General features: G+C 71.6%; 10 protein-coding genes, 2 tRNA genes and 1 other RNA gene. 6 read left to right on the plus strand and 7 right to left on the minus strand.

Features of this window, described 5'->3' with window-relative positions:
• Positions 1 to 2 precede the first annotated feature (2 nt).
• Both AC0VYD_RS26080 and ffs read right to left on the minus strand, forming a co-directional pair.
• Entirely contained in the window at positions 3 to 2,195 is a 2,193-nt protein-coding gene (locus AC0VYD_RS26080) for a DNA polymerase III subunit gamma and tau (protein WP_475477947.1), read from the minus strand.
• A gap of 118 nt (positions 2,196 to 2,313) precedes the next feature.
• Positions 2,314 to 2,409: signal recognition particle sRNA small type (gene ffs, locus AC0VYD_RS26085), an RNA gene on the minus strand.
• Between the two features lie 107 nt (positions 2,410 to 2,516).
• On the opposite strand from ffs, the gene AC0VYD_RS26090 reads away from it, so the two are divergent.
• Positions 2,517 to 2,601: transfer RNA gene (locus tag AC0VYD_RS26090), tRNA-Ser, on the plus strand.
• A gap of 260 nt (positions 2,602 to 2,861) precedes the next feature.
• Positions 2,862 to 3,548: a hypothetical protein gene (locus tag AC0VYD_RS26095; protein ID WP_475477948.1), complete on the plus strand. Its 687-nt coding sequence runs from the start codon at positions 2,862 to 2,864 to the stop codon at positions 3,546 to 3,548.
• 370 nt (positions 3,549 to 3,918) lie between these two features.
• Here the strand turns inward: AC0VYD_RS26095 and AC0VYD_RS26100 are convergent, their stop codons facing one another.
• Positions 3,919 to 5,658, minus strand: coding sequence for a pyruvate dehydrogenase (locus AC0VYD_RS26100; protein ID WP_475477949.1), 1,740 nt, complete (start codon positions 5,656 to 5,658; stop codon positions 3,919 to 3,921).
• Between the two features lie 205 nt (positions 5,659 to 5,863).
• Here AC0VYD_RS26100 and AC0VYD_RS26105 point away from each other — a divergent pair, with 205 nt between their 5' ends.
• From AC0VYD_RS26105 to AC0VYD_RS26115, 3 genes are all read left to right on the plus strand, one after another.
• The gene (locus AC0VYD_RS26105; RefSeq protein WP_475477950.1) at positions 5,864 to 6,655 is read left to right on the plus strand and encodes an SGNH/GDSL hydrolase family protein; all 792 of its coding nucleotides are present in this window, start codon (positions 5,864 to 5,866) and stop codon (positions 6,653 to 6,655) included.
• Between the two features lie 163 nt (positions 6,656 to 6,818).
• Positions 6,819 to 8,834 (plus strand): oxidoreductase, encoded by a 2,016-nt coding sequence (locus AC0VYD_RS26110; RefSeq protein WP_475477951.1) that lies wholly within the window; start codon positions 6,819 to 6,821, stop codon positions 8,832 to 8,834.
• Between the two features lie 22 nt (positions 8,835 to 8,856).
• Positions 8,857 to 9,426 (plus strand): PadR family transcriptional regulator, encoded by a 570-nt coding sequence (locus AC0VYD_RS26115; RefSeq protein ID WP_475477952.1) that lies wholly within the window; start codon positions 8,857 to 8,859, stop codon positions 9,424 to 9,426.
• A 99-nt stretch (positions 9,427 to 9,525) separates the two neighbouring features.
• On the opposite strand, the gene AC0VYD_RS26120 is transcribed toward AC0VYD_RS26115, so the two are convergent.
• From AC0VYD_RS26120 to AC0VYD_RS26135, 4 genes are all read right to left on the minus strand, one after another.
• Positions 9,526 to 9,610, minus strand: a tRNA-Ser gene (locus tag AC0VYD_RS26120).
• Positions 9,611 to 9,620: 10 nt separating this feature from the next.
• Positions 9,621 to 10,073: a nucleoside deaminase gene (locus tag AC0VYD_RS26125; protein WP_475480377.1), complete on the minus strand. Its 453-nt coding sequence runs from the start codon at positions 10,071 to 10,073 to the stop codon at positions 9,621 to 9,623.
• Positions 10,074 to 10,122: 49 nt separating this feature from the next.
• Positions 10,123 to 10,611: a tRNA adenosine deaminase-associated protein gene (locus tag AC0VYD_RS26130; protein WP_475477953.1), complete on the minus strand. Its 489-nt coding sequence runs from the start codon at positions 10,609 to 10,611 to the stop codon at positions 10,123 to 10,125.
• A gap of 42 nt (positions 10,612 to 10,653) precedes the next feature.
• On the minus strand, positions 10,654 to 11,154 hold the full coding sequence (locus tag AC0VYD_RS26135; protein WP_191267943.1) for a tRNA adenosine deaminase-associated protein: 501 nt from the start codon (positions 11,152 to 11,154) through the stop codon (positions 10,654 to 10,656).
• 325 nt (positions 11,155 to 11,479) lie between these two features.
• Here AC0VYD_RS26135 and upp point away from each other — a divergent pair, with 325 nt between their 5' ends.
• Positions 11,480 to 12,133: a uracil phosphoribosyltransferase gene (upp, locus tag AC0VYD_RS26140; RefSeq protein ID WP_475477954.1), complete on the plus strand. Its 654-nt coding sequence runs from the start codon at positions 11,480 to 11,482 to the stop codon at positions 12,131 to 12,133.
• The last annotated feature ends 377 nt before the right edge of the window (positions 12,134 to 12,510 follow it).

Genomic DNA, 12,510 nt, shown 5'->3' on the forward strand with positions numbered 1-12,510 from the left:
AGCTAGGCCCCGGGGGCGGCGCCGTGCTCGATCTCCTCCAGCAGCTTCCCACCGAGCTCCGTCTCGATGAGTGACGCGCCACCAGCGGAACCCCCGCCGGAGCCGGCCTTCGAGGCACCGGAGGCCGGACCGTCGGACGCGGGAGCGCCGCCCCGGTCGCCCGCCTCAGGCTCCTTCGGGGCGTGCGTCTGCCGTTCCGGGGCGTTGCGCGCCGGAGCCCCGGGCTGCCCGCGCTGGTCGGGGCGGCCGAAACCGCCCTCGTCCGGCGGCGGGGCCGAGGCGCCGTCCTCGTACGGGTCGGGAGGCGGTTCCTGGAGACCGGTCACGATGCGGTCCGGCGGCGGCCCGGCGGGCTGAGCGGACGCCTGGGCGGTCCCGGGGGCGGCCCCGGGGCCCGCCTGCGGGGCGGAGGCGGGCGCGTCCCAACCCGCGGGCTCGGCCGCGGGCGGGGCGGCGGGGCGCGGAGCGGGTTCCGCGCGACGCGGAGGCGCGGGCGTGCTGCCTCCGGCGGGGGCGACGCGGACCTCGGCACCGAGAACCTGCTGGATCGCCCCGGCGACGACCTGGTCACTGCCGCTGTTGGTGAACCCCTTGGCCTCGTTGGGCTTGTTGAAGCCGAGCAGCACGCTGTTGCCCTCGACCCCGACCGGCCGGACGTCGCTGCCGGACAGCACCATCCAGGTGAACCGGCGGCGGCCCTTGACCGCCTCCAGGATCTGGGACCAGGCCCCCTGGATACGGCCCAGGTCGAGTGCTCCGCCGACAGCGGGCGCGGTCGCGCCCTGGGCCGGTTCGGGCCGGTTCCGCTGCGGGGCGTCCCAGCCGCCGGGTTCGCCGGCGGGCGCCTGCCGGGACTGGCGCGGTGCGGGTTCGGGGGCGCTGGGGCGGGCCGGAGCCGCGGGCTGCGGAGCAGGGGCCGCGGACGCCGCGGGCCCGTCGGCGGGAGCGGCCGGGGCGGCGGCAGGCGTCGGAGGTGCCGGTGGAGCGGAGGCTGGGGCCGCGGGAGCCTGGGCGGCGGGAGCGACGGCACCGGAGGCCAGCTGGCGCTCCATCTGCTCCAGTCGGGCCAGAAGCGCGGTGCCCTGGGCGCCGTCGGTGGCGGGCAGCAGGATCCGCGAGCACACGAGTTCCAGGAGCAGGCGGGGCGCGGTCGCACCGCGCATCTCGGTCAGACCCCGGTTGAGGATGTCCGCGGCACGGGACAGCTCGGCCGGGCCCATCCGGGCGGCCTGGTCCTTCATCTGCTCCACGGACTCCGGGGAGACGTTCACCAGCCCCTTGTCCAGGGCGTCCGGAACGGCGGCGAGCACCACGAGGTCCCGGAAGCGCTCCAGCAGGTCCGTGGTGAAACGGCGCGGGTCGTGCCCTCCCTCGACGATCCGGTCGACCAGGCCGAACGCCGCGGCGCCGTCGCGTGCGCCGAGGGCGTCGACCATCTCGCCGAGCAGGCTGGAGTCGGTGTAGCCGAGCAGGGAGACGGCGCCCTCACGGGTGATACCGCCCTCGTCCGAACCGGCGATGAGCTGGTCCAGGACGGAGAGGGTGTCCCGGGCCGAACCGGCCCCGGCCCGCACGACCAGGGGCAGCGCGGCGGGGTCGTAGGACAGGCCCTCCTCCTTGAGGAGGTCCTCCATGAGCTCCTTGAGGGTGCTCGGCGGGATGAGCCGGAAGGGGTAGTGGTGGGTCCGCGAACGGATCGTGCCGATGACCTTCTCGGGCTCGGTGGTGGCGAACACGAACTTCAGGTGCGGCGGGGGTTCCTCCACCAGCTTGAGGAGCGCGTTGAAACCCTCGCGGGTCACCATGTGCGCCTCGTCGATGATGTAGATCTTGTAGCGCGAGTTGACCGGCGAGAAGAACGCGCGCTCCCGCAGGTCGCGGGCGTCGTCGACACCGCCGTGGGAGGCGGCGTCGATCTCGATCACGTCGATGCTGCCGCCGCCGTCGGGGGCGAGCGACACACAGGAGTCACAGGTCCCGCACGGGTCCGGGGTGGGGCCCTCCGCACAGTTCAGGGAGCGCGCGAGGATGCGCGCGCTGGTCGTCTTGCCGCAGCCGCGCGGCCCGCTGAAGAGGTAGGCGTGGTTGATACGTCCGCTGCGCAGCGCCTGGCGCAGCGGGTCGGTCACGTGTTCCTGACCGCGCACCTCACCGAACGTCGCGGGACGGTACTTGCGGTACAGCGCGATGCTCACGGTGTGATCACTCCCCTGGTCCCTGCCACGGTCCCATTCAACCCGTTGGCGGTGACAACTCGCGCCGGGTTCGGGAAACCGGGAGGGGGCGGCTCCGGGGCGAGGTCCCCCAGAAACAAGAAAGGACCCCCCGCGCACCCGCCAGAGCCCACTTATCCTTGCTGCCTTCCGGCCCTGGGGAGGTTCGTAGGGTGACGCCGCACGAGGGGTCTGCCCCGAGTGTATCCGAACCGGGCACCCCCGCAACCCGGGACGGGCCGCCGTCCGGCCGCCGTCGGGACACGTTCCGAGCACCCCCGGAAAGCCTGTAGAGTTGTCCACGGAGGATTCGCCTAGTGGCCTAGGGCGCACGCTTGGAAAGCGTGTTGGTGGCAACGCCTCAGGGGTTCGAATCCCCTATCCTCCGCGGGTGAAGCCCCGAGCTGCGATTACGTGGCTCGGGGCTTCTTTCATGTCACCGCTCGGCTGGTGTGGGACGTGTCGCGTTACAGGGCGGGAGGACAAGGGCGTGCCGGGTTCCTCGGCCGACCGCCGGTCCGAGCGGATGTGCTCCTGTGGCACCGCGGCCCACAGCAGGGGAGCCGGATCTTCGAAACGTGCGTCAGACCTCCGACGGGACCAGACCCCGGGACCGGCACGGTCCCGGCGCGGCGGTGAAGGAGAAGCATGCGGCGCGAGACGGCCACGACGTTCACGGTGGGCCCCGAGTCCAGGACCTACTGGGCGGAGACGAGGCGCCCCGGCAAGATCGTGCTCCTGGTCCTCGCGCTCACAGGTCTGGCGGTCGAGTTCGCCGCCGGCTGGTACTCCTTCGAGCAGGACACCCCCGGATCCGGTGTCGTGTTCGTGGCGAGCATCGGCGCCGTCACCGTCGTGACCTGTGTCATGGTCCTCGTCTTCAACACCCTGTTCTTCCGCAACAGTCGTCTGGAGCTCACGCCGAGCGAGCTCGTCCACCGGAACTGGCGGGGGCGTACACGGAGGCTGCCTCGGAACAGGATCGCCGAGGTCACCAAAGTGCTCTACCTGGTGGACAGGAGCGGGGTGAAGAACCAGAACGTCCTGACCGTCATCGCCGACACGGACGGTCGCACGATCAGCTTCGGCACCGGATTCTGGCCGGAGGAGGACCTGGCGGAGCTGTGGCGGCGGCTCGACGCACCCTGTGAGCCATGGCTGCACCCGGTCGTTCCGACGATGAAGGAGTTCCGCCGACACCACCCCCGGGTGCGGCTGCCCCTGTATCACGCGCACTTCACGGGATTCACGATGGTGGTGGGTACCGCGATCGCGATCCTGCTGATCGTGGTGATGGTGATCGCGGTCGTCGCAGTCGGCTCGGCGACCGCCTGACACCCCGCCCCGAGGCAGGTCCCGGGGAATCCCACGGTCTCGCGACCCGGCCGCTGCTCCTGAGGGCGGTCGGTCCGCTGACGGCTTTTGAGGTGAGCTCTCGACCAGATCCTCGGAAAGCGTGTCGGTGGCAACGCCTCAGGGGGTTCGAACCCCCTGATCCTCCGCCAGTAGGAGCGAGGGCCCCGACCGCACAGCGCTCGGGGCCTTCGTCGTTGCTGGTCTCAGTTCTGGTCTCAGTCGACCGATTCGGGGCCAGCGGCAAGGCGATCCGGCCCCTCGTCCTCGATCTCGGAGGCACGGGGACGAGCGGACACAGCGACAAGTGGACGTGTCGACCCGAAGACACGGCGACATGTCGACCCGGGGACTACGGCCTGGGGATGTTGCGCAGGTTGGAGCGGGCGAGGTCGATCATCGACCCCACACCGCCCCGGAGCACGGTGCGTCCGGCCGACAGGGCGAACCCGGTGACCTGGTCCGCGGTGATCCGGGAGGGCATCGACAGCGCGTTGGGGTCGGTGACCACGTCCACCAGCACGGGCGCGTCCGCGTGCAGCGCCTGGTGCAGGGCCTCCCGCACGTCCTGCGGTTCCTCCACCCGGATCGCCCGCATCCCCAGGGCCTCCGCGACCGCCGCGTAGTCCACCGGGGCGTGGTCGGTCTCGAAGGCGGGCATGCCGTCCACCATCATCTCCAGCCGGACCATGCCGAGCGAGGAGTTGTTGAACACCACCGTGGTGATGGGCAGGTCGTGCTGCCGGACGGTGATGAGCTCGCCGAGGAGCATGCTCAGGCCGCCGTCACCGGACATGGACACGATCTTGCGGTCCGGCGCGGCGTAGGCCGCCCCGATCGCGTGCGGCAGGGCGTTGGCCATGGTGCCGTGGGTGAAGGAGCCGATCACGCGGCGGCGGCCGTTCGGGGTGAGGTAGCGGGCGGCCCACACGTTGTTCATCCCGGTGTCGACGGTGAACACCGTGTCGTCCGGGGCCAGGGAGTCGAGGACGCTCGCCACGTACTCGGGGTGGATCGGGGCGTGGTGCTGGATGTTCTTCGTGTAGGCGTCGACGACCCTGGTCAGTGCGCGTTCGTGGCGGCGGAGCATGTCGCGGAGGAAGGAGTCGTCGGTCTTCCTGCGCACCAGCGGCCGCAGGGCGCGCAGGGTCGCCGCGACGTCCCCCTGGACGCCGAGCCGGAGCGGGACGCGGCGGCCGAGGCGGCGCGGGTCGCGGTCCACCTGGACGACGTTCCTTCTCGGCAGGAAGTCGTCGTAGGGGAAGTCGCAGCCGAGCAGGACCGTGAGGTCGGCGTCCTGGAGCGCCTCGTAGCAGGCGCCGTAACCGAGCAGCCCGATCATGCCGACGTCGTGGGGGTTGTCGTACTGGATCCACTCCTTGCCGCGCAGGGTGTGCCCGACCGGTGCTTTGACCTGGTCCGCGAGGGTGAGGACCTCCTCGTGCGCTCCGCGGACCCCGGCACCGCAGAACAGGGAGACCGTGTCGGCCTCGTTGATCCGGCGCGCGAGCTCGCGGACGTCGTCCTCGCTCGGCCAGGCGGTGGCCCGGCCCGCCGTCACGGGTGTGGTGTCGGCGGGACCGCTGGCCGCGCGCCCGGCGACGTCCCCGGGTAGGACGAGCACGGCCACGCCGGGGGTGCCGAGGGCGTGCTGGACGGCGATCCGGGCCAGCCGGGGCATCTGGTCGGGGTGGGAGATCAGCTCGCGGAACTCGGTGACGTCACCGAAGAGCCGTTCGGGGTGGGTCTCCTGGAAGAAACCGGTCCCGATCTGGTGCGAGGGGATGTGCGAGGCCAGCGCGAGCACCGGGGCGCCGCTGCGCTGGGCGTCGTAGAGCCCCTGGACGAGGTGGGTGTTGCCGGGGCCGCAGGACCCGGCGCAGACGGCGAGACCCCCGTCGACCTGGGCCTGCGCGGAGGCGGCGAAGGCGGCGGCCTCCTCGTTGCGGACGTGGACCCACTCGATGCCGTCGGTGGAGCGGACGGCGTCCACCACCGGGTTGAGGCTGTCCCCCACGACCCCGTAGACACGGGTGACGCCCGCGGCGAGCAGTGTTCGTACGAGTTGTTCGGCGACGGTGTTCCTGGTCAAGACGGACCCTCCCGGGGCGCGGCGCGGCCGGGGGCCGGGTTCCCGCCCCCGGACAACGCTAGGAGCGTCCCGAGCGGATGTGCCGGACCGCCACGCTCCGGTCTTCCGACGCCGGGACGAGGGTTGGCCCGAACCCGGGCGGCGCACAGGGTCGATAGTCGTCTTTTTGATTATTGTTCGGTGGTAACCAGGAAAGGGGCGGGACATGAGGTTGGACGGGGACCTGCGCTACGTCGCGCTCGGGGACAGCCAGACCGAGGGGATCGGGGACGGCGACGAGGAGTCCGGCTACCGGGGGTGGGCGGACCGGTTCGCGGAGCGGCTGGCCGCCACCGGGGCACGGGTCGACTACGCCAACCTCGCGGTGCGCGGCCGCCTGGCCGGGCAGGTCCGCGCGGAGCAGCTCGAGGACGCCCTGGAGCTGCGCCCGGACGTGGCGACGGTCTTCGCCGGGGTCAACGACCTCATCCGCCCCGGGTACGACGCCGACGCGGTCGTCGGCCACCTGGAGGCGATGTTCGCCGAACTCACCGGGGTCGGCGCGCGGGTGGCCACGCTGACCTTCCCCGACATCGCGCGGATCGCCCCGCTGGCCAGGCCCCTGGTTCCGCGGGTACTGGACTTCAACGCGCGTGTGCGCGGGGCGGCGGAGCGGCACGGGGTGGCGGTGGCCGACACCGCCCTGCACGAGGTCGCCACGGACCGCCGCCTGTGGCGGCGCGACCGGCTGCACTGCTCCCCCGAGGGACACGAACGGATCGCCGGGGCGGTGGCGCACGCGCTCGGCATCCCCGGCAGCGACGACTCCTGGACGAACCCGCTGCCACCGCTGCCCGCGCCCGGGGCCTGGCGGACCGTCGCGGCGGAGGTCCGATGGCTGGGGTCGTTCCTCGGCCCCTGGGTGGTGCGCCGGGTCCGGGGCCGTTCCTCCGGTGACGGCCGGACCGCGAAGCGTCCCGTACCCCTCCCGGTGGCCCCCTGCGGTGGAGCTCCCTGAACCCCTCCTGACCGTTTCCCGCCCCCTCCGGGGCTCCGAGGCGGCCCCGGGGCCCGCCCGCGCGGGGCTTACCGGAACCCCGGTGCGCTTCATTGTGCAACTTGTTGCATAATGAAGGCGGTCGGCAGGACACCGGCCGCGAGGCACCCCGCGAGGAGACGTCATGAGCGAGTACCCCCACCTTCTGGAACCCCTGGACCTGGGCTTCACCACCCTCAGCAACCGCGTGATCATGGGCTCCATGCACGTCGGCCTCGAAGAGGCGCCCAACGGGTTCGAGAGGATGGCCGCCTTCTACGCCGAGCGCGCCCGCGGCGGCGTCGGCCTCATCGTCACCGGCGGCATCGCCCCCAACCCCGAGGGCGCCACCCACGGCGGCAGCGCCAAGCTCACCAGCGAGGAGGAGGCCGCCGAGCACCGGATCGTCACCGACGCCGTGCACCGCGAGGGCGGCAGGATCGCCATGCAGATCCTGCACACCGGCCGCTACGCCTTCAGCGAGGAGTCCGTCTCCGCCAGCGCCCTCCAGGCGCCGATCAGCCCCTTCGTGCCGCACGCGCTCACCGAGGAGGAGATCGAGCGCACCATCGAGGACTTCGCCCGCTGCGCCGAACTCGCCCGTAGCGCCGGGTACGACGGCGTCGAGATCATGGGCTCCGAGGGCTACCTCATCAACCAGTTCATCGCGCCCGCCACCAACCGGCGCGAGGACCGCTGGGGCGGCTCCTTCGACAACCGCGTCCGCCTCCCCCTGGAGATCATCCGCCGTGTCCGCGAGCGCGTCGGCGAGGACTTCATCCTCATCTACCGGCTCTCCATGCTCGACCTGGTGCCCGACGGCTCCACCTACGACGAGGTCGTCGAACTCGGCAAGCGGGTCGAGACGGCCGGAGCCGACATCATCAACACCGGTATCGGCTGGCACGAGGCCCGCGTCCCCACCATCGCCACCTCCGTGCCGCGCGGCGCCTACACCTGGATCACCCAGCGCCTCAAGAAGGAGCTGACGGTCCCCCTGGTCGCGGTCAACCGCATCAACACCCCCGAGATCGCCGAACAGATCATCGCCGAGGGCAGAGCCGACATGGTCTCCCTCGCCCGCCCGATGCTCGCCGACGCCGAGTTCGTCGCCAAGGCCGCGCAGGGGCGGTCGGAGGAGATCAACACCTGCATCGGCTGCAACCAGGCCTGCCTGGACCACACGTTCAGCCTCAAGATCACCTCCTGCCTGGTCAACCCGCGCGCCTGCCACGAGACCGAACTGGTGCTGTCCCCCACCCGGACCCGCCGGAACGTGGCCGTGGTCGGCGCCGGCCCCGCCGGGCTCGCCTTCTCCGTCTCGGCGGCCCAGGTCGGCCACAGCGTCACCCTCTTCGACTCCGCCGACGCGATCGGCGGCCAGCTCAACATGGCCCGCCGGGTGCCCGGCAAGGAGGAGTTCAACGAGACCCTCCGCTACTACCGGGTCCAGCTCGCCAAGCACGGTGTCGACGTCCGCCTGAACACCACGGTCTCCGCGGCCGACCTCGACGGCTACGACGAGGTCGTCATCGCCACCGGTGTCACCCCGCGCACCCCCGACATCCCGGGCGTCGACCACCCCAGTGTGGTCAGCTACGTGGACGTGCTGCGCGGCGGCGCCGAGGTCGGCGAGAAGGTCGCGGTCATCGGCGCGGGCGGCATCGGCTTCGACGTGGCCGAGTTCCTCACCGACGGCGGCGAGGACGCCAGCCAGGACCCCGAAGAGTTCTTCCGGCAGTGGGGCGTGGACACCGACTACAGGGAGCGCGGCGGCCTCGGCGCCCCCGAGCGCTCCGCGCCGCCCCGCTCGGTCCACCTGCTCCAGCGCAAGACCAGCAAGGTCGGCAAGGGCCTGGGCAAGACCACCGGCTGGATCCACCGGCTGGAGCTGCGCCACCGCGGCGTGGAGATGGTCGCGGGCGCCGACTACCGCCGGATCGACGACGAGGGCCTGCACCTGACCGTGGACGGCGAGGAGCGCGTGCTCGACGTCGACACCGTGGTGGTCTGCGCCGGCCAGGACCCGCGCCGCGAGCTGGCCGACGAGCTCACCGCCGCCGGCCGCACCGTGCACCTGATCGGCGGCGCCGACGTGGCCGCGGAGCTGGACGCCAAGCGCGCCATCAAGCAGGGCACCGAACTCGCGGCCGCCCTGTGACCACCCCGCCTAGAATGCGCTCATGTCCCTGCCCCACGCGATCCTGACCGCCCTGCTGGAGAAGCCCTCCTCCGGACTGGAACTGACCAGGCGGTTCGACCGCTCCATCGGTTACTTCTGGTCCGCCACCCACCAGCAGATCTATCGTGAGCTGGGCAAGTTGGAGAAGGCCGGGCTCATCCGGGCCCTGCCCGCCGACTCGCCCACCCGGGGCCAGCGCAAGGAGTACGAGGTGCTGCCCTCGGGGCGGTCGGAGCTGGAGCGCTGGGTCAAGGGGCGGGACGAGCCGCGCGACCCCCGCGACCCCCTGTTGCTGCGCCTGCGCGCGACCGGGGTCGTGGGGGTCGGTGACGGCCTGGTCTGCGAACTGCGCCGCCACCGTGAACTGCACGCCGCCCGCCTGGCGGAGTACCGGGAGTTCCAGCAGCGCGACGCGGCCCGCGGGCACGGGACGGAGCAGGACCGCGTCCACGGCCTGGTGCTCCAGGGCGGTATCGACCTCGAACTCTTCTGGGTGAACTGGCTCGACAAGGCCATCGACGGCCTCGCCCGCCCCGAACCGGCCGAGCAGGCCTGCGGGCCCACCCCCTAGGTCCGGCCCGGCACAGGCCTTCCGGCCCGGTGCGCCGCCCGCGGCAGGGCACCGGCGCACGAAAAAGCCGCCCCCGGCGACTGCCGGGGGCGGCTGATGCGGTGGATGAGGGATTTGAACCCTCGAAGGGTTGCCCCTTACCCGCTTTCGAGGCGGGCGCCATCGGCCACTAGGCGAATCCACCGAGAGAAACTCTACCGGATACGGCGCCGTGCGAAAAACCGGATCAGCAGATCCGAGCACCTCGCGGCGACGTCCTCGCTGATCAGATCGGGTGGAACGACTTCGGGACGGTGGTTCTGCCGGGGGTCCCGGACCAGGTCCCACATCGAACCCACCGCTCCGGCCTTGGCGTCGCGAGCCCCGTACACCAGGCGGTCGACCCGGGAGAGCACCACGGCCCCCGCACACATCACACAGGGCTCCAGGGTGACCACCAGGGTGCAACCGGACAGGCGCCACTGTCCGCGCTCCCCCGCGGCCGCGCGCAGCGCCAGCACCTCGGCGTGTCCGGTCGGGTCCCCGGTCGCCTCGCGTTCGTTGCGGCCGCGGCCCAGGAGCGCCCCGTCGGGGCCCAGCACCACGGCGCCGACCGGCACGTCGCCGGTCCCGGGGGCGAGCTCGGCCTCGGCCAGGGCGGCGAGCATCGCGTCGTCGAGCGCGTCCCGGTCGAGCTCGGGCAGGCCTCCCACCCGTTCACAGCCTCATCGAGTCGAGGAGGTCGGCGAACCCCGAGCGTTCGGCGACCACCGCGAGGACGTCGCTGGGCAGTACACCGCCGCCCACGGACAGGGAGGCGAGTTCGTCCTCGGTCACCCCGAGGTCGGTGAGCAGGTCCCCGTCCCCGTCCGGCCTGGGATCGGGCCGGGCGCCCGCGCTCTCCGCGGGCTGCGGGGCACCGAGCCCCCCTGCCTCGGAGAGCACCTCGGCCAACGGGTGGTCGTGCACGACCCGGCCGTCGGAGAGGTAGACCTTCGGGTCGGTGCCCGACTCGTCCACCCGGACGACGGCGAACCACTCGTCGTCCGCCTCGACGAGCAGAAGGGTCAGATCGGTGGCCCATTCCGTGGCGAAGTCCAGCATGAGATCGGTGACGTCGTCGATGGCCTCCACGTCACCGAGATCGACCTCACCTCCCCGCCAGGTCTTCCCGTTCGGAGCGAAGACGGCTGCGAAGGTCGACACCGCGTGCCCTCCTGTCTCTCCAGGTCGTTTTCCAGGCGATCCCTACCCCATCACGTCCAGGACACGCTGGAAGGACTGGGCGAATCCCAACCGCTCCGCCACGCTGGCCAGCACCTCGTCCGGGTACAGGTCCAGGTCGCCGGCGAGCGCGCCCAGCTCCATCTCGTCCAGACCCAGGTCCGCGACCACGGACAGGTCCCCCGCGGGCAGGACCTGGTCGAGGTCGTCATCGTCGGGAAGGTCGATGTCCAGGTAGTCCAGGACGTCCCTGGCGACCTGCCAGTCGACCGACGCGGTCACGTCGGACAGGAAGAGGGAGACCTCGCCGCCGTACACCCGGACGATGATGAAGAAGTCGTCGCCGACCGACACCAGGCCGAGGGAACCGCTGATGCTCGGCTGTTGGCGCAGGGCGTGGATGAGCCCTTTGAGGTCGTGCGTCAGTGCGACGGGGAGGAGATCGACATCCCAGTACTCCTCTTCCCTGTACGCGACGGCCGCGAAGTCACCCGAGTCGTCGTCACCATGATCGAGCACTGTCATCGTCACCCCAACCCGGACGGTGTTTCGGTGCGGACGAGAGGAGCCCGGCTCGTCCGTGCGAGTGTCATGGTAACGATCACTCCCGCCTCGCCGTAGCCTCTCGTCCACCGTGGAACGGACCCAACGTTCTCACGACAGGCGCCTCCCCCGCGCCCCCGTGGCCGATCCCGTTCCCCGCGGCCCCCGGCCGAGGGCGCCCGGCGCGGTACGAGCGGGGGCGGCGGGGCCCCTCGGCGCCCTGGTCCGGGTGATACGCGCGGTTAGACTCGGGCAGGCCCCTCACCCCCTCAACCGCCATGTTGCCCCAGCTCACCCGGAGAACGTTTTGGAAACCCTGGTCGTCGACCACCCCTTGGTCGCGCACAAACTGACCACCCTGCGCGACGTGCGGACCGACTCACCCACCTTCCGGCGGTTGACCGACGAGCTGGTCACCCTGCTCGCCTACGAGGCGACGCGGGACGTCCGCGTGACGGAGGTCACCATCGAGACTCCGCTCGTGGAGACCACCGGCACCCAGCTGAGGCGCCCCACCCCGCTCGTCGTCCCGATCCTGCGCGCCGGCCTGGGCATGCTCGACGGCATGACCCGCCTGCTGCCCACCGCGGAGGTCGGCTTCCTCGGCATGGCGCGCGACGAGGAGACGCTCCAGCCCGCCACCTACGCCGACCGCCTCCCGCAGGACCTGTCCGGACGCCAGTGCTACGTGCTGGACCCGATGCTGGCCACCGGCGGCACCCTGGCCGCGGCGCTGAAGCTCCTCGTCGAGCGCGGCGCCGACCACATCACCGCGATCTGTCTGCTGGTGGCACCCGAGGGCCTGGACGCCGTGGAGCAGAAGCTGGCCGAAAACCTACCCGAGAACCACGGGGCCACGCTGCGCGTCGTGACCGCCGCGGTGGACGAGCGCCTGAACGAGAACGGCTTCATCCTCCCGGGCCTGGGCGACGCGGGCGACCGGCTGTACGGCTGCGCCTGACCCCGATCCCCGCGACAGCGAGCGTCCGCGCCCAACCAGATCACCGGTTGGGCGCTTTTTCGGCTCTTTTCGGCTTGGGATGAATGAACGCCCGAAAATCGGGCACTGGTCCCAGCGTGCCCCGGTGTCCCCCCAGGTCGAGCCCGCTCGCCCGGCTTCGGGCGACACGTTATTGCATTAGCCGAATTCATTTCGAGATTGGAACGTAACAGATTAGAGTGATCATGGTTCCTGACCACCCGTAACCGGGTGCACCCGCTAGACCGAAACCACCCCACAAGGGGCTCAGCCCACTGATACCCGAACGTCGCCGCCCGTTTCCGGCGCGGCGCTCCGGCAACCCTCCAGTGGCTACATAAAGCCCCCGAGCGCACACG

It is taken from the genome of Nocardiopsis sp. iso_40, assembly GCF_056173285.1.

What these genes read in the sequence shown, in the direction of transcription:
- AC0VYD_RS26095 (WP_475477948.1), top strand. Translation starts at nt 2,862, where the DNA reads ATGCGGCGCGAGACGGCCACGACGTTCACGGTGGGCCCCGAGTCCAGG.
- AC0VYD_RS26105 (WP_475477950.1), top strand. Translation starts at nt 5,864, where the DNA reads ATGAGGTTGGACGGGGACCTGCGCTACGTCGCGCTCGGGGACAGCCAG.
- AC0VYD_RS26125 (WP_475480377.1), bottom strand. Translation starts at nt 10,073, where the DNA reads ATGCTCGCCGCCCTGGCCGAGGCCGAGCTCGCCCCCGGGACCGGCGAC.
- AC0VYD_RS26110 (WP_475477951.1), top strand. Translation starts at nt 6,819, where the DNA reads ATGAGCGAGTACCCCCACCTTCTGGAACCCCTGGACCTGGGCTTCACC.
- AC0VYD_RS26115 (WP_475477952.1), top strand. Translation starts at nt 8,857, where the DNA reads ATGTCCCTGCCCCACGCGATCCTGACCGCCCTGCTGGAGAAGCCCTCC.
- AC0VYD_RS26135 (WP_191267943.1), bottom strand. Translation starts at nt 11,154, where the DNA reads ATGACAGTGCTCGATCATGGTGACGACGACTCGGGTGACTTCGCGGCC.